Source organism: Rhizobium fabae, from assembly GCF_003985135.1.
Classification (GTDB): Bacteria; Pseudomonadota; Alphaproteobacteria; order Rhizobiales; family Rhizobiaceae; genus Rhizobium; species Rhizobium pisi.
The window spans coordinates 54,605-76,677 of sequence record NZ_ML133657.1 but is presented as its reverse complement, the minus strand read 5'-3'; the positions used below and the strand labels follow the sequence as shown (position 1 = coordinate 76,677).

The window sequence follows — 22,073 nt, the reverse complement described above, 5'->3', positions numbered from 1 at the left end:
TTGCGCGAAGTTTGCGATCGTATTCGGCGCCATAATGACACCATATTTGGTAAACCGATTGTTAAGATCATCGGCGCAAAATGCACCAATCGCCGCGAGCGGTTGCCCGCTCCCAGCCAAACGACGAACGGATGACACCATGCGCACTCGATTTCCGCACCGATTCATCGATTTCTGCAGGCTGCTCTCGGCCATCGTCTTCTCCTCGCTGATGATTGCCGGACCCGCCGCCGCCCAGAATAACGGCCAGTATACGATGCAGGAAATCGTTGATGCCGGCCACTCTTTCTTCGGCTCCACCAGTGGCGGACTTGCCAAAGTGGTCGAAAGCGCCTTCCAGAAATACGGCCTGCCGAACGGCTATATCCTGGGACAGGAAGGCGGCGGCGCCTTCATCGCCGGCCTCACCTATGGCGAAGGCCAGCTGAACACCAAGAACGCCGGCGAACATCCGCTCTACTGGCAAGGGCCTTCCCTCGGCATCGACTATGGCGGCCAGGGTTCGCGCGTGATGATGCTAGTCTACGACCTGCCCTCCATCAACGGCATTTATGCCCGTTTCGGCGGCGTCAGCGGCTCGGCCTATGTCATCGCCGGCTTCGGCATGACGCTGCTCAAGAATAACGACGTGCTTGTTGTGCCGATCCGCACCGGCGTCGGCGCCCGCCTCGGCATCAATGTCGGCTATCTCAAGATCACCCAGGCGCCGACCTGGAACCCCTTCTGAGGCCGCAAAGGCGCTGGAATCGGCCGCCGTTCCAACGGCGGCCTTGCCCATATGCGCCATGCATGCTTAATCATCATGGCTGAGCAGGAGCATAATGCCCGAAAAGCGTGAGCGGTTTTCGGACGACATCATGCTCCATCTCTTTAATTGAGAACGGGATCTAGATTTCAGGCCACCGGGGCTAAAATCATCCCGCTCTGGTATCAACCTGCGAATCGATGGCCGCGCCGTGATCGAATATGCTCTCTTGTTCGGATTGGGCTTCCTGACCGCGGCCTTCCTCGTCTTTCTGGTCTCGCCCGCCGTTCACCGCCGCATTGTCTGGTATACCGAGAACCGGCTGAAGGCGACGATGCCGCTGAGCCCGCAGGAGGTCCGCGCCCAGAAGGATATGGTGCGCGCGCTCTATGCCGCCGAAAATGCCCGCACCACCCAGGACCTTCTGCGTGAGCGCGAGAAATCCCTGTCGCTCCAGCTGCGCCACGATGCGCTCGCCGTCGATGCCGGCAGGCTTGCCGCCGAGATCAGTGAATTGCAGGCCCATATCGGCGAGATGCAGGTCGAGGCGGCCGAGCAGCGATCGCATCTGCGCAAGGACGAGAACTATATCAGCCAGTTGAAGACCAATCTGCATATCGCCGAGCAGTCCGCCGCCAACAAGGAAAGCGAACTGGCAACGATGCGCACGCGCCTGAACAAGCTCGGCGAACAGGCGGACGGGCTGAGGATCGACCTGGCCGCCCGCGAGACCGAGGCCGAAAGCCTGAAATTCCGCGCCAACGCGCTGCGCGACGAACGCGACACGCTGCGCCAGGACGTCGTCCTGCTGCAGAAGCGCGCCAAAGATGCCGAACAGCAACTGACGCAGCAGCAGCATATGGTGATCCGCCTGGAGGACAAGGCCGCGCGCGAGAGCGCTTCCGCCGCCGAGAAGGAAAACCTGCTTGCCCGCCGCCAGCAGGAGATCGCCAAGTTGAAGGAGCAGTTGAAGGCTGCCAATGCCGAGATCCGCAAGGTCAATCGGGTGCTGCGCGACGCCGGCCTTGCCAAAATGGCAGCGGAACTGCCGGCGGAAACGGCCGCCGAAGAGACGGCCGACTCCGCGCTCGACACCGCTGCTGTCACCGGGCAGATGGGCGACGATGTCCGCAAGCGCAGCGCCGCCCTTGCCGAGCGCCTGCAGAAGGCAAAGACCGTCACCGGACGCGACGGCGCGATCCGCGAGGAGATTGCCTCAATCGCCGCCAACATGGTGGCGCTGACCGCAATCAACGAAGGCCCTTCGTCGCCGATCCACACGCTTCTGCCGGACGCTGCGGAAAAGAACCCGAGCGATCGCGTCAGCCTTGCCGACAGGGCGGCCGCGATCATCGCCAATCCGCCGCTTTAAGAGGTTTTGCGGGTTCAGACCTGATGGAAGCTGTGCGCTTCAGATCCGCCCCATCGCGGAGGCCATGGAAAACAGCGCGATCCCCGTCGCCGTCGCGGCGTTAAGGCTGTCGAGCTCTTCCGACTGCGGAATGCGCGCGCTCTGGAAGCGCGCAAGCAACGCTTCCGGCAGGCCCTCCCCCTCGGTGCCGACGACCAGCGCCATGCGCGCCGAAGGCGGGATGGCGCGGATATCGGTCTTGCCGTTCGGAGAAAGCGTCCAGATGGCAAAGCCCCGCTCGGCAAGCGCCAGAAGCACATCCAATGCCTTGCCGCCCCTGCGATGGGCAACGCTCAGCACCGATCCGACCGAGACGCGCAGCGCCTTGCGATAAAGCGGATCACAGGAAGTTTCGTCGAGGAGCACCGCATCCGCCCGGAAGGCAGCCGCGTTACGGAACATCGAGCCGGCATTGTCGTGGTTGGAAATACCGCAGCCGACGAGCACCAGCGCCCGTTCCGGCAGTGCATCGAGAAGTGCTGCCTCGCCACGGTCTTCTCGCCGGCCGACGGCGAGAACACCGCGATGCAGATGAAAACCGACCACACCGTCGAGCACATCGGCATCCGCGACATAGACCGGGACATCGGCCGGAAACCGCTCCAGGATGGGCCGCACGCCCTCGACGCGGTTGCGCAGCAGCAGGATCTTCTCGGCTGAGAAGCCGCGGCCTTCCGCATGCGCCTCGGCAAGCATGCGGAGCACGACAGTGCCTTCGGCGATGAAGCGGTTCTCACGGCCCGTCAGGTCGCGCTCTCTTATATCGCGAAATTCCGCGATGCGCGGATCGTCGGCACTATCGATTGTGATCGGGACAGCGGCCATGCCGGCCTCAATTGCCCACGACAGCGACGTCGGCGACGGTGCGGCCGGTCCTGAGGTCAAAAACCAGTGCCTTATTCTTGCCCTCGGCGGTTTCGCCGTAGAACAGGATCTGCCCTGCCGAAAACGAGGTGGATCGCACCGTGAAGCCAAGCGGCAGGGAAACGGTTGCCGCAAGCGGCGCATCCGAAGGCACGCCGGAGGCGGTCACAGCGGAGGCCGCATCCTTCGCGTCGCTGTGCATCGCCTTGTAGACAACCGCGCCGAAGACCGCCATAAGGCTCACGAACATGATGGCCCCGGAAACGATCTGCAGGCGGACCATCTTGCGCCGGACACTTTCCATCGCCGGATCAAGGGGCTTCTCTTCCTGGTCTTCTGGCTCGATCGTCGTCATCTGTGCGTTCCGTTCTAAAAATACTTCGGAGAAGAAGCGTCTTGAGCGACCCCTTTAAACAAGCAGCTGGCATTAGAAAAGTCCTGACCGCCGATGAAACCGCCGAAGGCCGGCTCGACGCCTGGCTGACGGCGCAGGTCGGCGAGGAATTTTCCCGCAGCCGCATCAAGGCGCTGATCAAGGACGGCCAGGTTTTCATGCGCGGCGCGCCCGTCACCGATCCGCAGCGCAAGGTGCGCGTCGGCGACAGTTTCGAGATCGTTTTGCCCGAGCCGGAGGACCCGACGCCGCTGGGCGAGGATATCCCGCTCGATATCCTCCACGAAGACGAAGACGTCATCGTCATATCGAAGCCCGCCGGCCTCGTCGTTCATCCCGGTCCCGGCAACTGGACGGGAACGCTGGTCAATGCGCTGATCCATCATTGCGGCGATACGCTCTCCGGCATCGGCGGCGTGCGCCGCCCCGGCATCGTCCACCGTCTCGACAAGGATACGACGGGCGTGATGGTCGTCGCCAAGAACGATATCGCCCATCGCCACCTCTCGCTCCAATTTGCCGATCACGGCCGCACCATGCCGCTGGAGCGCGCCTACCAGGCGATCGTCTGGGGCCGGCCGCGCACGTTGACCGGCACGGTCGACGCCCCGCTCGGCCGCGCCACCGGCGACCGCACGCGCCGCGCCGTCAAGCGCCCGGACAGCCATGACGCCGACGAGGCGATCACGCACTACGAGGTGATCGAGCGCTTCCAGGAAAAACCCGACGCGACTGCGCTCGCCTCGCTGGTCGAATGCCACCTCGAAACCGGCCGCACCCACCAGATCCGCGTCCACATGGCCCATATCGGTCACCCGCTGCTCGGCGACACGGCCTATGGCGCCGGCTTCAAGACCAAGGCCAATCTTCTGCCCGAAGAGATCCGCAAGGTCGTCAACGGTTTCGGCCGCCAGGCGCTGCATGCCTTCATGCTGCAATTCGAGCACCCCCGCACCGGCGAAGTCATGCATTTCGAGGTCCCGATGCCGGATGACATGGTGGAATTGGTCGAGGCATTGCGGGGATAAAGGGCGGCTCCGGACGCCGCTCTTCCCGCTCACACCTGCGTGAGTGGCACCTTGAATCGCCGTTTTGCCATACTTATCTGTACATGGACTTAGTGCGGGCTTGGGTAGAGAGCCGCACGTCCCGGTTTGCCTTTTCAACGCGGGGGCGCGTTTTCATCGGGAACCGGAATCCACTTTAGGAGGGTGCACTATGGCCCGAAATACCTTGCCGTCCATTACAGCCGGCGAAGCCGGTCTCAATCGTTATCTCGACGAAATCCGCAAGTTTCCGATGCTCGAGCCGCAGCAGGAATACATGCTTGCGAAACGTTATGCCGAGCACGGCGACCGCGATGCCGCCCACAAGCTCGTCACCAGCCATCTTCGCCTCGTCGCGAAGATCGCCATGGGTTATCGCGGCTACGGCCTGCCGATCGGCGAAGTCGTCTCCGAGGGCAACGTCGGCCTGATGCAGGCCGTCAAGAAGTTCGATCCCGAGCGCGGCTTCCGCCTCGCCACCTATGCCATGTGGTGGATCAAGGCCTCGATCCAGGAATATATCCTGCGCTCGTGGTCGCTGGTGAAGATGGGCACGACCGCCAATCAGAAGCGCCTGTTCTTCAACCTGCGCCGGCTGAAAGGCCGCATCCAGGCAATTGACGATGGCGACCTGAAGCCGGAGCATGTCTCGGAAATCGCCACCAAGCTTAAGGTCTCGGAGGAGGAGGTCATTTCGATGAACCGCCGCCTCTCCGGCGACGCATCGCTGAACGCGCCGATCAAGGCGGCCGAAGGCGACAGCGGCCAGTGGCAGGATTGGCTGGTGGACGATCACGACAGCCAGGAAGACGTGCTGATCGAACAGGATGAGCTCGACACCCGTCGGCGCATGCTGGCGAAAGCGATGAGCGTGCTGAACGAGCGCGAGCGCCGCATCTTCGAAGCTCGCCGCCTCGCCGAGGATCCGGTGACGCTGGAAGACCTCTCGGCGGAATTCGACATCAGCCGCGAACGCGTCCGCCAGATCGAGGTCCGCGCCTTCGAAAAGGTCCAGGATGCCGTTCGCAAGGAAGCCCTGGAACGCGCCAAGGCCGTCCGCGTCGTCGAAGCCACGGCATAAGCTGCCGCGTCATAGAATTGAAGAAGGCGGGTCCTTGCGGCCCGCCTTTTCTTTTGATCGATCTCTGCTGCACCCCGGTCCGTTGCCGGCAACGCCGGCATCTCCGGAAGAGCCATCACTGGCTCGTCGAGACATCCCCGAGCGCTGTCCATTCCTTGATCGCGGTATTGAACGCATCCGTTCCCGTGCCGCCCTTTTCCATCGTCAGCAGCGCGCGGCGGCCGTTGCGGTAGGTGATCGGGATATCGATCCAGTTGCGGGTCGACATCAGGTCGAGATTGGCCTTGCGCGCATCGGGATAGTCGTTGAGCGCGATCATGTGGAAATCGTCGGTGATCTTGGCCGGAACCGCGATCAGCGCGTCACCACGATCCTGCTCGGTGCGCTTCATCGAGATGCGCTGGACGCTTTCGATGCTGCCGCCTTCGAAATTCGGCGGCACCGAGAAGACGATCTCGACGAGATGGCTTGCCGGCAGCGACGGATCGGAATTGCGCTTGAAGGTGACGAGAGCCGAGAGATTACGCTCGGGAACGGTGACATTACCCTGCACCGTCGCCTCCTGCCGGCCGTCCTGACCTGTCTCGTGCTGCACGCTCCAGACGACCGATCCTTCGATTGCCGTCGGCGAGCTCTGGCCGATACGCTCCTCGTAGAGGAACATCTTTTCCGACGAGCCGACCGGTGCGGTCTGCTGCGGCGATGCCGCCGGGCCGTTCGGCGTCGGCGTTTCGGCAGGGGCTGCATCACCCTGCGCGCTGGCAGGCGGCGTATCGGCTGCGGCAACATTCTGTTCGGCGACCGATTTGCCTTCCGCGGTCGGCGTTCCCGGCACCGTTGCCGGCCCACTGTCGACTTCGGTTCCGTCGGCAAGCAGCCGCTGCGTAAACTTCGAATTGGCCGCCGCGCCGTCATTGTTCAATGACGCCACCTGCTGGTTCGGCTGTGCCGGCGGCGCCGGAGTATTCTGCGCTCCCGGCGGAGTCGTCGGCTTGGCCGGTGTCGTGGCACTCGGCTCAACCGGCGTCTCGGATCTCGCCGGCGCCGTCGTCGCCTCGTTCTTCGTTGCCTGCGTCGGGGCCGAGCTGACAAGCCCGTCGACCATCGCCACCAGCGCCTCCCTGTTCGTCCAGCCGGCATAGGCGCCGCCGCCGATCAGGATGAGAGCGAAGAGGAGCGTGATCACAGTGCCGATGCCGAAGCGGCGGCGCTTCGGCTCCATGCGGAAACTCTTGCCCTGCAGTTTGGAAGCGACCATCTGGTCGATATCCATTCCCGGGTTGGTGTCATCGTCGTCAGCGGCAACCGAGCCACGGCGATCGTAGCCACGCAGCGCCTTCGCCTCGCGCCAGTCCTGGCTCGGCGCGCCGCCCGCAGGCGCCGCCGGCTTGCCGTCGTGTACTTCCGCGAAGATATCGACATCGTCGAAATGCGAAGCGACCGGCGTCTTCTTGTTGTTGCCAGCCTCGATCGGCGGCAGGTCGTCGAAGGCGGCCGTCTCCCAGGAGAAACTTTCCTTGGCGGCCGGCATGACGGCCGCAGGCGCCACTTTTTCGAGGCTCGATATCACCTCTTCGAAGGCGCGTGCCGAGGCGTCGGCAGTGACCGGCGCCGTTTCCGAATATTGCCGGAGTTCCTCTTCGGCCCATTCGGTCTCGGCATCCTTCGGCGCCGGAGCCGGCGTTTCGGCGGCAGGCTCGCTCCAGATGGGATCGAAATGCGCTACGGCATCGGCCTGCAGCGGCTCCTCGCGGCTGTGCTCGACGAATTCCTGCGGACGATCGAACTCAGCGACCGGCTCCATCAACCGATGGGCTGCATGGTCGAGGCCGCGCGTGACAGGTTGGAGCGACTCGACAGGCTCGTAAGCCTTCTCGGCGGCCGGCTCCTCGCTTTCCAGCGTCGCCGGTTCGGCCGCAATCTCTTCGCCTTCTGCGGGATGCTGCTCGTCGGGATGATATTCGCCGGCCTCCTCGGAGCGATGCTCGGCAGACGGCTCCCAGCGCTCACCCTCGTCCGACGCGGCTTCGGCAGCGACGTCGCGCGCCTCGCCCGCATGCCATTCCTCGGCCGGCGCTTCCTCTTCATGCGAGGGATGCCAGTATGTTTCGGCAGGAGCAGGTGTCTCCGTCTCCGAGGGAGACGCAGACTCGGCCGCAACCGCCGTCTCAGGGATGCCCGGCGCTTCCTCGGAGAGATGCTCCTCGGCCGTGAGCTCTTCTTGAGCTTCCTGCGGCGCGACAGCTTCTACGTGATCGGGCTCGGCGGCAGCCTCCACCGCCTGCGGTTCCGCATCGGCTTCGTAGGCCGGTTCTTCGACGACAGGCGCAGGCAGCGGTTCGCTTTCCGCGCGAACCGCCTGTTCCTCCGAGGATTCCGGTTCCGTGACGGCGGCAACCGGCTCGTCGAGCGGCAGCGCCTCGGAATGTTCGCCTTCCACTTCGCGGATGGCGGCCTCGAGCTTTTCAAGCTGGCGTTGCAGCATGGCTTCCGGCGGACGCGGCTTCATGTTCTCGAGCTGCCGCTGCACTGCGCCGCGGGCACGATCGTACACTTTCACCCGCATCTCTGGGGTGTTTTCAGCCAGGCCGTCGACGGCCCGCCGAATAACTGCAATAAAATCCGCCATCAGTACTTTCTCAAGAAGTCCGGCACTCTCCCGAACTATCCCCTATAGTGACCCGTGAGCTTAATCCTCAAACGGATCGGTCACAAGTATCGTGTCATCCCGCTCCGGGCTGGTGGAAAGGAGCGCGACAGGCGCTCCGATCAGTTCTTCGACCTGGCGAACATACTTGATCGCCTGTGCCGGAAGATCGGCCCAGCTGCGGGCGCCCACGGTCGATTCCTTCCATCCCTCCAGCGTGACATAGATCGGTTCGACCCTAGCTTGCGCTCCCTGGCTTGCGGGAAGATGATCAATCTGTTCGCCGTCGAGCATATAACCGACGCAAATCTTCAATTCTTCGAGGCCGTCGAGCACATCGAGCTTGGTGAGCGCGATGCCGGTGATGCCGTTGGTGGCGACCGACTGGCGCACAAGCGCGGCGTCGAACCAGCCGCAGCGACGCTTGCGCCCGGTCACGGTCCCGAATTCATGGCCTTTTTCGCCGAGAAACTGGCCGACCTCATCGGTCAGTTCCGTCGGGAACGGGCCTTCGCCGACGCGTGTTGTATAGGCCTTGGTGATGCCGAGGATATAGCCGAGCGAGCCCGGCCCCATGCCGGAACCGGCGGCAGCCTGACCGGCCACCGTGTTCGAGGAAGTCACGAAAGGATAGGTGCCGTGATCGATGTCGAGCAGGCTGCCCTGTGCGCCTTCGAACAGGATGCGGGCGCCCTTCCGGCGCTCCCTGTCGAGCAGCAGCCAAACGGTATCGCGGAAGGGCAGCACCCGATCGGCGATCGAGGTCAGCTCGTCCATGATTGTCTGGTGGCTGACTTCGGCGACGCCGAGGCCGCGGCGAAGTGCGTTGTGATGGGTCAGGATACGGTCGACCTTGCCGGAAAGGCTGTCGAGATCGGCAAGATCCATGACGCGGATGGCGCGGCGGCCGACCTTGTCTTCATAGGCCGGGCCGATGCCCCGGCGCGTGGTGCCGATCTTGGTGCCGCTGTTTGAGGCCGCATCCTCGCGCATCGCGTCGAGCTCGCGGTGCAGCGATAGGATGAGCGTCGCATTGTCGGCGATGCGCAGATTATCGGGAGTGATGGTGACACCCTGGGCCGCGAGCTTTTCGATCTCGGCGATCAGGGCATGCGGATCGACGACGACGCCGTTGCCGATCACCGCCATCTTGCCGGGACGCACGACACCGGATGGCAGCAGCGAGAGCTTGTAGCTCGTACCGTCGATGACGAGCGTATGGCCGGCATTGTGTCCGCCCTGAAAGCGCACGACGATATCCGCACGTTCGGAAAGCCAGTCGACAATCTTGCCCTTGCCTTCGTCACCCCATTGCGAACCGACCACGACTACGTTCGTCATCAAACTCTTCCTGTTACCGGCGCGGAACCGCGCATCTGCCCAAACCCGCGCATCTATAAAGCTTTGTTTTTGGGAAAGCGACCCTGTTGTCGCAGCCGATTGGGCTTTTTACGTGACAAATCAGCAGCCGGCGGGCTATTGCCGCTGAGAAAACGCTGCCCGGCGATCGCGAAAAGACGGGGAAAACGCTCTTGCAAGCCACGGCCTATATCTGCCTCGTCATCGCCACCCTCTGCTGGGGCGGCAACTCGGTCGCCGGCAAGCTCGCGGTCGGCCATATCAGCCCGATGATGCTGACCTTCCTGCGCTGGTTCCTCGCCGTCTCGCTGATCGCCCTGATCTCGGTGCCGCAGCTGAAGAAGGACTGGCCGGTCGCGAGGAAGAACCTGCCGCTGCTCCTCTGCTACGGCGCCATCGGCTACACCCTCTTCAACGCCATGCTTTACTCGGCGGTGCAATATACGACGGCCATCAACGTCGCCATTGAGCAGGCCGGCATTCCCATGCTGATCTTCCTGCTGAATTTCTTCTTTTTCCGCACCGGCATCTCGCTGGCGCAATGTCTCGGCTTCGGCATGACGCTGGTGGGTGTCGCACTCACGGCGGCCCATGGCGACCTCGCCACGCTGCTGCAGTTGCAGCTGAACCGTGGCGATGGGCTGATGCTGATCGCCATCGCCGCCTATTCGCTCTACACGATCTTTCTGCGCTGGAAACCGCCGGTCGACTGGCGCACGCTGATGGCATTCCCGGCCTTCGCCGCCATGCTGACCTCGGTGCCGCTGCTTCTCTGGGAGATCGGCCGGGGCAGCGCGCTATGGCCGGACCAGGCCGGCTGGAGCATCACCCTCTATACCGCGATTTTCCCGTCGCTGCTGGCCCAGATCCTTTATATCAAGGGCGTCGAGGCGATCGGCGCCAACCGGGCCGGCCTTTTCATCAATCTGGTGCCGGTATTCGGAACGCTGCTTTCTGTCGCCCTGATCGGCGAGCGGCTCCAGTCTTTCCACATGATCGCGCTGGTATTGACGCTCGGCGGCATCGCGATCGCCGAAAAGGGCCGGCCGAAAGCTTCCGCGCCGACCGTGCCCGCCTCACCAGTGGATTAGAGCCTAACCGAGCTCCAGCGTCGTCACGCCGAAGACATGCTTCAGCGGGATCGTCGGCGCCGGCCCGCGATACATGCGCATGGTCTCGAACACCGGTTGAAGGCCGAGGCTTTCGGCAAGCTCTACCGCCTCACGGTTTTCAGTGGGGATGTCGATGAAGATCGCAGCCCCCTTCGCTTCGGGGATCAATTCGGCAAGCAGCGCAGCGGCGCTGTCGGTATCGTTGGCGAAAAGCGGACCGATCTTGTAGCCCTCGTAACAGCGGCGGATCGTGCCGTAACCACGGATCTTGTGGCTCTTGCGCACCACCGCCGAACGGCGTCCCTTGCGGCCCGTGCACCAGGCGGCGAGGAAGGCGTCCCGCGGCTGCGGAAAGATCGCCGAATCATAGCGCTGCAGTCCCTCCAGGCGGGAATCCAGCACCGGCTGCGCGGCGAGCGTCGAGGTGGGCTGGGAGGTGGCGACACCGCCGTAGCGAATGGTGGTATAGGCGGGCTCGAAGCCCGCTTTGCGGTAGTTGTCCTGCTGTTCGGCAACGCCGTCGAGGCCGATCGTCCGGCCTTTCGCCGTGGCGATGCCCGCCTCCCAGATCGCCTTGCCGTAACCCTTGCCGCGAAAATCGGGATGGACGATGTAGAGGCCAAGAAAGGCGAAACTGTCGCCATATTTGACGACCGAGATCGAGCCGACGGGAACCTCACCGATGGAGCCGACGAAAAATCCGGACGGATCGGCTTCGATGAATGCGAGCGAATCATCGAGCCCCGGGTTCCAACCCTCCTGACGCGCCCATTCGAGCACGAGCTCCAGTTCGCCGGGCCGCATTGAACGAACGGCAAATTCCGAATTCATGCGACCTTCCCAGATTGAATGCCCCGCAAGTCCATCCCGGCAACAGCAAAGCAGTTGTCAGGCCCCAGCTCTCCGATTGCACCTGCGAATGATGGAGAAAACCCGCGCTCATGGTCTTGACGACGCGTATAATCATTTTTCGTTGCAATGCAGAAAGCTTCGTTTCCGCATTACCATGAAACAATGCCGTTGCAAGCTCAAGAAAATTACTTGCGCGCCAATTATCTTCCAGCCGATGTGAACAAAACGTCGCACCGAAAAGATGCCGTCTCATCCGGTTTGAACGGCGGGAAAAGCATTTCAGCCGCCCATCGCGGTCTTCTGCTTTTCGATCCCGCCCGTCATCGATGAATAGAGCCGCTCTATATCGGCCGCCGGTGCCGGATAACCGAAGGCATAACCCTGCAGACCATCGCAGCCGAGCTGCGCCAGCACGACGGCATGCGCCTCGGTCTCGACACCCTCGGCGATCACCTCGACATCGAGCGCCTTGGCGATTTCCACGATCGATCCCACCACACGCCGCTGCTCGGCGGAACTGACGACCTCGGTGACGAGCTGCCGGTCGATCTTCAGCCGCTTCGGCCGCAGCTTGACGAGGCCGATCAGCGAGGCATGGCCCGATCCGAAATCGTCGATCTCGATGTCGATGCCCATCTGTTTGATATCGCCGATATGATCGAGCAGCTTCTCGTCGCTGTCGTCGAGGAAGATCGTCTCGACCAGCTCGAAGGCAATCACGCCGGGCGGAATGTCGAGTTTCCTGAGCTTGCCGAGCAGCGCCGGGTCGGCAAGACGCGACGCCGAGATATTGACGGCGATGCGGGGAACCGTAACGCCGCGCAGCAGCCAGAACAGCCGGTCTTGGAGAACACTTTTCAGGATCGCCGCGTCGATATCAGCCGAAAGCCCATGCTCATCGGCGATCTTCAGGAATATGCCGGGGGCGAGCACGCCCTTCTCGGGATGTTTCCAGCGCGCCAGCGCCTCGAAGCCGATAATCTGCCGTGTGCGGGCGTCGAGCTGCACCTGATAATAGGGAACGATCTCGCCGCGCTCCAGCCCGTGCTTCAGCTCCTCGGCAAGGCGGCGCTTGGCGCGCAGGTCCTCCTGCAATTGCCGCGTGAAGAATTCGACGCGGTTTCGTCCGAGCTTTTTGGCCTGGTAGAGCGCGAGGTCGGATTCGGCAAGCAGGTTGCGCGCCCGCCGATCGCCGCTCCAGGAAACGCCGATCGAGGCGCCGGATTGCAACATCTCCTCGCCGAAGCGGATCTTCTTCCTGAGCCGGCGCTGCAGGTCCTCCGTGATCAGCTTCAGTTCGGCCAGATCGGTGAAATTGACCAGCACGATGACGAATTCGTCGCCGCCGACGCGTGCGACCAAGCCATTGCCAGGAATGGCGGCGGTAATGCGTAGAGCCGCCGCCTTCAGCACCGCGTCGCCCGCCGCATGGCCGTGGCTGTCGTTGATCTGCTTGAACTGGTCGAGGTCGAGATGCAGCACGGCAAGCGTCGTGATGCCCCTGTCGGACGGCAGCTCCGCCAGCCGTTTGTCGAGAAGGCGCCGGTTCGGCAAACCGGTGAGATAGTCGTGATCGGCGACATGTTCGATGCGCGCATTGCTTTCCTCGAGCGCCAGCGCTCGCGCCTCGGCCACCACCTTCTGCCGCGCAAGTTCGGCATTGAGCTGCACGTCGGCGGTCACATCCCATTCGGCGCCGATGAAGGAGGGCAGGCCCTCCGCATCCACGTAGAAATGCGCGCGCGAGCGCAGATGACGGATTTCGCCGCTCGGCAGCACGATACGGAATTGCGAATTATAAGCGCCGCGCGCCGCGATCGCCTGCTCGAAGTCGCGCTCGGCCCGCTCTCGATCATCGGGATGGATCGCTTTCGACCAGAACCATGCCGGCACATTCCGGCATGTCTCGCCGGTCTCGTAGAGCCGGTGCATCTGCGCATCCCATAGGATCCCGTCCCTGGCGATGCTGTGCTCCCAGACACCGATCTGGGATGCATCTAGGGCGAGTTCGAGCCGGCGCAGAAGATCCTGAAACTCTTGTTCGGATCGTGTGGACTTATTTTCTGGCAACGCGGTCTCAACCTTGGCAACTTCCATACTGGCAATATGGTCTCAAGCCGGCATTAAAGAAGCCTTGTCTCAAGGGCCGAACTAGTTACTAGGTGAACTGTTCGTTACGGCTTTCCCCTTTTGGATCAAGGGGGTTGCAGTCCGACCTCTTGAAGCCGCCAACCTCCAGATCAGTGGTTGTGCCGCGGCGGAGTTTTGGCGATCTGTCGGAAATCCGCTGCTCCTTCCAGCACTGCGCCGTCCGACAACTGCGTGACCGAGCGCCGATATATCCGCTGCCAGGGCGTCGCATCCGCCGGCACCGGCGGAATGCCGTTGCCCTTGCGCCGCTCGATCTCGGCGTCCTCGACCAGCATATCGCAACGCCCCTCATTGAAGTCGATGCGGATGAGGTCGCCGCTGAGAAGCCAGGCAAGGCCGCCGCCGGCGGCACTCTCCGGCGAGGCGTTGAGGATCGAGGGGCTGTCGGCGGTGCCTGACTGGCGGCCGTCGCCGATGGTCGGCAGGCTGAGGATGCCCTTCCTGAGCAGATGGTCCGGCGGCTGCATGTTGACGACCTCGGCCGAACCTGGCCAGCCGATCGGCCCCGCGCCGCGAATGACGAGGATGGTGTTCTCGTCGATGCCGAGTTCAGGATCGTTGATGCGCTTGTGATAGTCTTCCGAACCGTCGAAAACCACCGCCCTGCCCTCGAAGACGCCTTCTCGCCCCGGCTCCTGGAGATAGCGCCGGCGAAAATCCTCCGAGACCACGCTCATTTTCATGATGGCGAAATCGAAGAGATTGCCCTTGAGAACGAGGAAGCCCGCCCGCTCCTTCAGCGGCTCGCCGAACGGCCGGATGACCTCGCGGTCGCTGGCCTCGCGTCCTTCGAGGTTCTCGGCCATTGACCTTCCCGTCACCGTAGGGCAGTTGCCGTCGAGCTTTCCGGCCTGCAGCAGCTCCCACATGATCGCCGGCGTGCCGCCGGCGCGATGATAACGCTCGCCGAGATAGGCGCCGGCCGGCTGGACATTCGCAAGCAGCGGGATATCGAAGCCGTGGACCTGCCAGTCGTCGGGATGGAGTTCGACGCCGGCATGCTTCGCCATGGCGGCCAGATGCGGTTGTGCATTGGTCGAGCCGCCGATCGCCGAATTGGTGCGGATCGCATTGAGGAAAGCCTCGCGCGTCAGGATATCCGATGGCTTCAGGTCCTCGAACACGATCTCGACGGCGCGCCGCCCGGTGCGATAGGCCATCTGGCCACGCTCGCGATAAGCAGCCGGAATGGCGCCGCACCCGGTCAGCGAAAGGCCGAGCGCCTCGGCAAGCGCGTTCATCGTCGAGGCGGTTCCCATTGTGTTGCAGTGGCCGACCGAAGGTGCTGAATCAAGCGCTGCCTGCAGGAACTCTTCTCGATCGATCTCGCCTGCCGCATATTTGCGCCGCATCCGCCAGATCACCGTGCCGGAGCCCACAAGTTCTCCCTCGTGCCAGCCGTCGAGCATCGGTCCGCCGGAGAGCACGATCGCCGGGATATCGACCGTCGAAGCCGCCATGATCGCAGAAGGCGTGGTCTTGTCGCAGCCGGTCGTCAGCACGACGCCGTCGAGCGGATAGCCATAAAGGATTTCGACGAGGCCGAGATAGGCGAGATTGCGGTCGAGTGCCGCCGTCGGGCGCTTGCAGTTTTCGAACATCGGATGCGTCGGAAACTCGATCGGAATGCCGCCCGCATCGCGGATGCCGTCGCGCACGCGCTTGGCGAGCTCGACATGCACCCTGTTGCAGGGGGTAAGGTCGCTGCCACTCTGGGCGATCCCGATGATCGGCTTGCCGGAGCGCAGCTCTTCCGGCGTGATGCCGTAATTCATGAAACGCTCGAGATAGAGCGCCGCCAGGTCGATGTGATCGGGATTGTCGAACCAGTCCTGCGAACGAAGGCGCCGTTTGGGTGATTGGCTGTCCGTCACTGCTTTCCTCCCGGCCGGCCGTTCTTCTCTTCGAGATGAAGAAGCAGGCCGCTATGATCCTTCTCGCCATGGCCATTGGCGACGAATGCACCGAATTCTGTGTGCACTGCCGCCGTCAATGGCAGCGTCAACGCCAAAGCTTTCGCCGTCTCCATGGCGGCGTTCAGATCCTTCAGCTGGTTGCTGGAGGAGCCGCCGGGCGCAAACTGCCGCTCGACCATGCGCTTGCCGTGGAGCTCAAGGATCCGGCTCTCGGCAAAGCCGCCGCGGATGGCGTCCCGGAAGGCCGCCGGCGAGCCGCCGCCCGCTTCGATCAGCACCATCGCTTCGGCCACGGCGCCGATCGTCACCGCGACGATCTGCTGGTTGGCAAGCTTGGCAAGCTGGCCTGCCCCGCTTGGGCCGACCCGGATCACGCGCCCCATCGGCGCAAAGATATCCTGAAGTCCGTCGATCACGTCCTTGTCGCCGCCGGCCATGATCGCGAGCGTACCGGCTTCCGCCCCGACGACGCCGCCGGAAACCGGCGCATCGACATGATGGATGCCGCGTTCGGCAAGCCTTGCCGCATGGTCGCGGGCAAAATGCGGGGCGATCGAACTCATGTCGATCACGGTAGCACCCGACGTGATCGCATCGGCAGCCCCCCGCTCGAACAGCACGTTCCCCACCGCCTCGGCATTGGTCAGCATGGTAATGACGACATCGGCGCCCGAAACGGCATCTGCGGGTGTTTCCGCGCAGACCGCACCGTCTGCCGCAAGTGGTGCGGCCTTGCCGGGATCGCGGTTCCAGACGGTAACGGCAAAACCCACGCCGATCAGCCGGCGAGCCATCGGCGCGCCCATCAGGCCGGCACCGAGAAAGGCGATCCGCCTGCGGTCCTGGCCTTTACCCGAAGCTGTCATTCAGTCCTCCAACTGTTGCCCGTCTTTGATAGTCCCCTCATCAGGCGTTGCAAACCGTTTTGACGGACGTGGCGCATTTTTGTCCAATGGTTTGAAAACGATACGGGCGAGAACCGAAGTTCCCGCCCGATTTACTCGACAAAGGAAGGTTGAATTCCGTTTATTCCGCCGCGAGCCGGATGACCTCCGCCTCTTCCTCCTTGTGTTCGTCCGGCTTGTGCTGGACGAGCGGACGGTTGCCCGTCAGCCGCCGCAGCAGCACGTAGAAGACAGGCGTCATGAAGATGCCGAAGAAGGTCACGCCGATCATGCCCGAGAAGACCGCGACACCCATGGCCGCGCGCATCTCCGCGCCGGCGCCTGTGGAGACGACGAGCGGCACGACGCCCATGATGAAAGCCATGGAGGTCATGAGGATCGGGCGAAGACGCAGGCGGCTGGCCTCGATCGCGGCCTCGCGCGGCGTCCTGCCCTCGAACTCCAGTTCGCGGGCGAATTCCACGATGAGGATCGCGTTCTTCGCCGATAGACCGACAAGCACCACGAGACCGATCTGGGTGAAGATGTTGTTGTCTCCACCGGTGAGCCAGACGCCTGTCAGCGCAGCCAGAACACCCATCGGAACGATCATGATGATCGCAAGCGGCAGGGTCAGGCTTTCATACTGGGCGGCAAGCACCAGGAAGACCAGCAGCAGCGCCAGGGGGAAGACGACGATGCTCGAATTGCCGGCAAGGATCTGCTGATAGGTCAGATCCGTCCATTCGAAGTCGACGCCCGCGGGCAGGGTCTCGTGAAGGATCTTCTCGATGGCGGCCTGTGCCTGACCGGAAGAGAAGCCCGGCGCCGGGCCGCCGTTGATATCGGCGGCGAGGAAGCCGTTATAGCGGTTCGCGCGTTCCGGACCAGTGCTCGGTTCGACCTTCAGCAAGGCCGAAAGCGGGATCATCTGACCCGATGCCGAACGGACCTTCAACTGGCCGATGTCTTCCGGCTGGGCGCGGAATTTCGCATCGGCCTGCACACGGACGCTGTAGGTGCGGCCGAAGGCGTTGAAGTCGTTCACATAGAGCGAACCGAGATAGATCTGCAGCGTCTGGAAGACGTCGGTAACGGAAACCCCGAGCTGCTCGGCCTTGGCGCGGTCAAGATCGGCATAGAGCTGCGGCACGTTGATCTGGAAGCTGGAGAACAGCCCGGCAAGCTCAGGCGTCTGGTAGGCCTTGGCAAGGACTGCCTTGGTTGCTTCGTCGAGGGCCTGGTTACCCAAGCCGGCGCGATCCTCGATCTGCAGCTTGAAACCGCCCGTCGTGCCGAGGCCGTTGACCGGCGGCGGCGGGAACATGGCGATGAAGGCATCCTGGATGACGCCAAACTTCTGGTTCAGCGCCATGGCGATGGCGCCACCGGCGAGATCAGGCGTCTTGCGCTCCTCGAAATCCTTCAGCGTCACGAAGACGATGCCGGCATTGGACGAGTTGGTGAAGCCGTTGATCGACAGCCCCGGAAAAGCGATCGCATTGGCGACACCCGGCTGCGCGAGCGCGATGTCGGTCATGCGCTTGATGACGTCTTCCGTGCGGTCGAGGCTTGCGGCATCCGGCAACTGGGCGAAGCCGATCAGATACTGCTTGTCCTGTGACGGCACGAAGCCGCCGGGGACCGTGCTGAACAGGCTGTAGGTCGCACCGACCAGCGCCAGATAGATCACCATGACGATGCTCTTGCGCGACAGCAAGCCGCCCACACCCTTGCCATAGGCATTCGAGCCCGCGCCGAAGACGCGGTTGAAGCCGCGGAAGAACCAGCCGAAGATGGCGTCCATGAACCGCGTCAGCCAATCCTTTGGCTGATGATGGCCCTTCAACAGAAGGGCCGCCAGCGCCGGAGAGAGCGTCAGCGAGTTGAAGGCCGAAATCACGGTCGAGATGGCGATCGTCAGCGCGAACTGGCGATAGAACTGGCCCGACAAGCCGGAAATGAAGGCGAGCGGCACGAAGACCGCGACGAGCACCAGCGCGATCGCGACGATCGGACCGGAGACTTCCTTCATGGCCTTGTAAGTGGCAGCCCGCGGCGACAGGCCTTGCTCGATATTGCGCTCGACGTTTTCGACCACCACGATCGCGTCGTCCACGACGATACCGATCGCAAGCACCAGGCCGAACAGGCTGAGCGCGTTGATCGAGAAGCCGAAGACATACATGACCGCGAAGGTGCCGATGATCGAGACCGGAACTGCGATCAGCGGAATGATCGAGGCGCGCCACGTCTGCAGGAAGACGATGACGACGAGGACGACGAGCGCGATAGCCTCAAGCAGCGTATCGATGACCTTCTCGATCGAGGCGCGTACAAATTTCGTCGTATCGTAGACGATCTCGTACTTGACGCCCTGGGGCATGGCGAGCTGCAGCTGATCCATGGTCGCGCGTACATTGTCGGCAATCTCGATGGCGTTCGAACCGGGCGCCTGGAGGACGGCAACGGCAACGGCCGGCTTGCCGTCGAGCAGCGAACGCAGCGTATAATCGGCGGCACCGAGTTCGATGCGGGCGACATCGCGAAGGCGGGTGATCTCGCCATTGGCGCCCGTCTTGACGATGATACTGCCGAATTCCTCGGGCGTGCGCAGGCGGCCCTGGGCATTCACGTTGAGCTGCAGATCCACACCCGGCTGGCTCGGCGAGGCGCCGATAATGCCGGCGGCGGCCTGAACGTTCTGGGAGCTGATCGCGTTGCTGATGTCGCTGGCGGCAAGATTGTGCTCGGCAGCCTTCTGCGGGTCGATCCAGACACGCATGGAGTAATCGCCGGCGCCGAAGACCTGCACCTGACCGACGCCTGCGATGCGGGCGAGCCGATCCTTGATGTTCAGGGTCGCGTAGTTGCGAAGATAGGTGATGTCGTGATTGTCCCCGTCGGAGACGAGGTTCACGACCATGATGAAGTTGGGCGAACTCTTGACCGTGGTGATGCCGAGGGCGCGGACTTCGGCCGGCAGGCGCGGTTCGGCCTGCGAAACGCGGTTCTGGACGAGCTGCTGCGCCTTATCGGGATCGGTGCCGAGCGTGAAGGTGACGGTCACGTTGAGCACGCCGTCCGATGTCGCCTGGCTGGACATATAGAGCATGCCCTCGACGCCGTTGATCTGCTCTTCGAGCGGCGTCGCCACCGTTTCGGCGATGACGGAGGGGTTGGCGCCGGGATAGGTGGCGCGCACGACGATCGACGGCGGCACGACTTCCGGATATTCGGAAATCGGCAGCGCGCGCAGGCCGATCAGGCCGGCAACCACGATGAGGACCGAAAGAACGCCGGCAAAGACCGGGCGGTCCACAAAGAATCTGGAGATGTTCATATCAAAGCCCTCTCCGGGGTGAACATGGATGCAACGTCCCTCTCCGGCGGTTTGTCAGCCGCCGGCGGGTCATGTCATTTCGGATATCGGCCCTCCCCGAGATGGGGAAGGCGAAGTCTTTACTGCGCGGTCGCGACCTTCTCTTCCATCTGCGGTGCAACGACGGCACCGGGACGGATGCGCTGCAGGCCGTTGACGACGATCTTCTCGCCGGCGTTCAGGCCGCTTTCGACCACCCGCTGCCCGTCGGTCAGTGTGCCGAGCTGGACCTGCCGGTAGGCGACCTTGTTCTCGGCATCGACGACGAAGACGAACCGCTTGTCCTGGTCCGTACCGACGGCACGGTCGCTGATGACGATCTTGTTCTCAGCCTTCGGCTGGCCCATGCGCACCCGCACGAACTGGCCGGGGATGAGACGCCCGCCGGGATTGTCGAAGACGGCGCGCACGCCGATCGTGCCGCTGGAGGCGTCGACCTCGTTGCCGATCAGTTGCAGCTTGCCCTTAATCGGCGTGCCGCTGTCCGTCAGCGTGCCGACCTCGACCGGAATCTGCTCGACGGGAGGCAAGGCGCTGTCCGTCTGCGGAAGCTGGGCAAGGGCACGCGTCACCATCTCTTCGCTGGCGTTGAAGCTCGCATAGATCGGATCGACCGAAACGAGCGTGGTCAGCGCCGGTGAGGCAGAACCTGCTGCGACGAGGTTACCGGCGGTCACCTCGATCTTGCCGATGCGGCCGGAAACCGGAGCCCGCACTTGCGTATAATCGAGATCGAGCTGGGCCGATTGCAGTGCGGCCTGCGCCGAACGCAGCCCCGCCTGAGCCTCGGCCAACGCGCTCTGGCGCTGATCGAGATCGCTCTGGGAGATGGTGCGGTTGTCGGAAAGCCTATGGCCGCGGTCGAGTTCGGTCTGCGCCAGGCTGACCTTGGCTTCGGCCGAAGCGACCTGGCCTTGAGCCTGCGCCACGCTTGCCTGGTAGGGAGCTGGGTCGATGGTGAAGAGCAGGTCGCCCTGCTTCACCAGCGCACCTTCACGGAAGGCCACCGACTGGATGGCGCCGGCGACGCGGGAGCGTACCTGCACGCGGTCGACCGCTTCGAGACGGCCGGAGAAATTCTCCCAGGCTGTCACGTCGCGTGCGGCGACGACGGCGACCGTCACCGGCACAGCGGGAGCCTGTGCGGGGGCGGAAGCGGCCGTGGCGGTCGCGCTCATCGGCAGTTCGAAAAACAATGCGGCGCCGGAAACGGACGCAACAAGGCCTAAGCCGGCGCCCACGAGGGCCCAGCGTTTACTTCTGGACGTCATCAGTACTCTCCTTGCGGCTCAAGACCGCCGAAATATCAGGTCTTCTTCAATGCAATTGCGGTTGGACGCTTACGTCCTGAAGGAAGCTTCCGAAATGACGGCTGACGTGTTCCTGCCAGTCGGGCGCTTCCCCGGATTTCCCACCATAAATCGAGGGCCAGCCCGTCCCGGCGGGAAGGACATGCTGGCGCACGCCGACGCCGGCCTTTTTCAGGCGGGCACCGTAACCAAGTGTCTCGTCATGCAGAGGATCGTCCTCCGCTGTAAATATCAGCGCGGGGGCAACGCCTGAAATGCGCGAGCAGAGGCAGGGCGCCGCATAAGGATGGCAGCCGCCACCGCTCAGATAATGGCTCCAGCCTTCCGTCCAGCGCTGGCGCATGCCGATCGCTTCGGCCTTGCGGATGGAAGAGGTGCCCATGAATGGATCGAGCAGCGGCGAAATCAGGATTTGACCGTCAAGCGCATCCGGCATCTGGTCACGCGCCTTCAGCGCCACCCCGGCTGCAATGTTGCCGCCTGCCTCTTCGCCCGCAACGAAGAGCAGCGATTTGCGATCGCCGAGACCGGCGCGCTGCTTGTTGGCGAGATAGGTGAAAACCGAGAAGGAAACTTCCAGCGCCTTCGGAAACATATTGCCGGAGAGCGTGCTGTAATCGACGGCGGCGACGATGGCGCCTGATTTGGCGAGGCTGATTGCCACCGGCCGGTCGACGTTCTTCTCGCTGTCTAGAAATGCACCGCCGTGCAGGTAAAGCACGATCGGCGGACCCTTGCCGTAATCGGCGCCCTGGTAGATGCGTGCGGAAACGGGGCCGATGGCCACCTTGTCCAGCATCACATCTTTCCATTCCACCGTCATGGTCCCGGTCTCTTTTGCGTGCAAGCCATAAGCGGACAACGCCTGACACTTGCATTTTGTACAAAAAAGATATTGTTATTCAGATCAGGGAATAAG

At 63.1% G+C, this 22,073-nt stretch carries 16 protein-coding genes; 5 read left to right on the top strand and 11 right to left on the bottom strand.

All coding sequences use genetic code 11. From position 1 onward, the window contains the following. Positions 1-139: 139 nt before the first annotated feature. Positions 140-727, top strand: a complete 588-nt coding sequence (locus EFB14_RS24735; RefSeq protein ID WP_126829265.1) for a DUF1134 domain-containing protein — start codon at positions 140-142, stop codon at positions 725-727. Between the two features lie 229 nt (positions 728-956). Continuing rightward, positions 957-2,117, top strand: coding sequence for a coiled-coil domain-containing protein (locus EFB14_RS24730; RefSeq protein WP_126829264.1), 1,161 nt, complete (start codon positions 957-959; stop codon positions 2,115-2,117). Between the two features lie 39 nt (positions 2,118-2,156). Here the strand turns inward: EFB14_RS24730 and EFB14_RS24725 are convergent, their stop codons facing one another. Together EFB14_RS24725 and EFB14_RS24720 are read right to left on the bottom strand one after the other, a co-directional pair. Continuing rightward, positions 2,157-2,981, bottom strand: coding sequence for a TrmH family RNA methyltransferase (locus EFB14_RS24725; protein ID WP_126829263.1), 825 nt, complete (start codon positions 2,979-2,981; stop codon positions 2,157-2,159). 7 nt (positions 2,982-2,988) lie between these two features. After that, the gene (locus EFB14_RS24720) at positions 2,989-3,375 is read right to left on the bottom strand and encodes a hypothetical protein (protein ID WP_126829262.1); all 387 of its coding nucleotides are present in this window, start codon (positions 3,373-3,375) and stop codon (positions 2,989-2,991) included. A gap of 41 nt (positions 3,376-3,416) precedes the next feature. On the opposite strand from EFB14_RS24720, the gene EFB14_RS24715 reads away from it, so the two are divergent. Then, a complete protein-coding gene (locus EFB14_RS24715; protein WP_126829261.1) occupies positions 3,417-4,442 on the top strand; it encodes an RluA family pseudouridine synthase in 1,026 nt (341 codons plus the stop codon). Positions 4,443-4,632: 190 nt separating this feature from the next. Continuing rightward, positions 4,633-5,541: an RNA polymerase sigma factor RpoH gene (rpoH, locus tag EFB14_RS24710; RefSeq protein WP_125845194.1), complete on the top strand. Its 909-nt coding sequence runs from the start codon at positions 4,633-4,635 to the stop codon at positions 5,539-5,541. Positions 5,542-5,656: 115 nt separating this feature from the next. On the opposite strand, the gene EFB14_RS24705 is transcribed toward rpoH, so the two are convergent. Both EFB14_RS24705 and EFB14_RS24700 read right to left on the bottom strand, forming a co-directional pair. Then, positions 5,657-8,170 (bottom strand): hypothetical protein, encoded by a 2,514-nt coding sequence (locus EFB14_RS24705; protein ID WP_126829260.1) that lies wholly within the window; start codon positions 8,168-8,170, stop codon positions 5,657-5,659. Between the two features lie 60 nt (positions 8,171-8,230). Next, entirely contained in the window at positions 8,231-9,529 is a 1,299-nt protein-coding gene (locus EFB14_RS24700) for an adenylosuccinate synthase (RefSeq protein WP_126829259.1), read from the bottom strand. Between the two features lie 191 nt (positions 9,530-9,720). Here EFB14_RS24700 and EFB14_RS24695 point away from each other — a divergent pair, with 191 nt between their 5' ends. Beyond that, positions 9,721-10,638: a DMT family transporter gene (locus tag EFB14_RS24695; RefSeq protein WP_126829258.1), complete on the top strand. Its 918-nt coding sequence runs from the start codon at positions 9,721-9,723 to the stop codon at positions 10,636-10,638. A gap of 3 nt (positions 10,639-10,641) precedes the next feature. Here EFB14_RS24695 and EFB14_RS24690 read toward each other — a convergent pair whose 3' ends face one another. From EFB14_RS24690 to EFB14_RS24660, 7 genes are all read right to left on the bottom strand, one after another. Further along, entirely contained in the window at positions 10,642-11,490 is an 849-nt protein-coding gene (locus EFB14_RS24690; RefSeq protein ID WP_126829257.1) for a GNAT family N-acetyltransferase, read from the bottom strand. Between the two features lie 300 nt (positions 11,491-11,790). Next, positions 11,791-13,608 carry a putative bifunctional diguanylate cyclase/phosphodiesterase gene (locus EFB14_RS24685; RefSeq protein ID WP_126829256.1) on the bottom strand — a complete coding sequence of 606 codons (1,818 nt, stop codon included), beginning with the start codon at positions 13,606-13,608 and terminating at the stop codon, positions 11,791-11,793. A gap of 143 nt (positions 13,609-13,751) precedes the next feature. Beyond that, positions 13,752-15,536, bottom strand: a complete 1,785-nt coding sequence (locus tag EFB14_RS24680; protein ID WP_126829255.1) for an IlvD/Edd family dehydratase — start codon at positions 15,534-15,536, stop codon at positions 13,752-13,754. Next, positions 15,533-16,444 carry an NAD(P)-dependent oxidoreductase gene (locus tag EFB14_RS24675; RefSeq protein ID WP_126829254.1) on the bottom strand — a complete coding sequence of 304 codons (912 nt, stop codon included), beginning with the start codon at positions 16,442-16,444 and terminating at the stop codon, positions 15,533-15,535. Before EFB14_RS24675 ends, EFB14_RS24680 begins: the two co-directional genes overlap by 4 nt. 160 nt (positions 16,445-16,604) lie before the next feature. Further along, the gene (locus tag EFB14_RS24670) at positions 16,605-19,805 is read right to left on the bottom strand and encodes an efflux RND transporter permease subunit (RefSeq protein ID WP_126829253.1); all 3,201 of its coding nucleotides are present in this window, start codon (positions 19,803-19,805) and stop codon (positions 16,605-16,607) included. A gap of 119 nt (positions 19,806-19,924) precedes the next feature. Continuing rightward, positions 19,925-21,115, bottom strand: a complete 1,191-nt coding sequence (locus EFB14_RS24665) for an efflux RND transporter periplasmic adaptor subunit (protein WP_126829252.1) — start codon at positions 21,113-21,115, stop codon at positions 19,925-19,927. A 46-nt stretch (positions 21,116-21,161) separates the two neighbouring features. Further along, entirely contained in the window at positions 21,162-21,977 is an 816-nt protein-coding gene (locus EFB14_RS24660; protein WP_126829251.1) for an alpha/beta hydrolase fold domain-containing protein, read from the bottom strand. Positions 21,978-22,073: the final 96 nt, after the last annotated feature.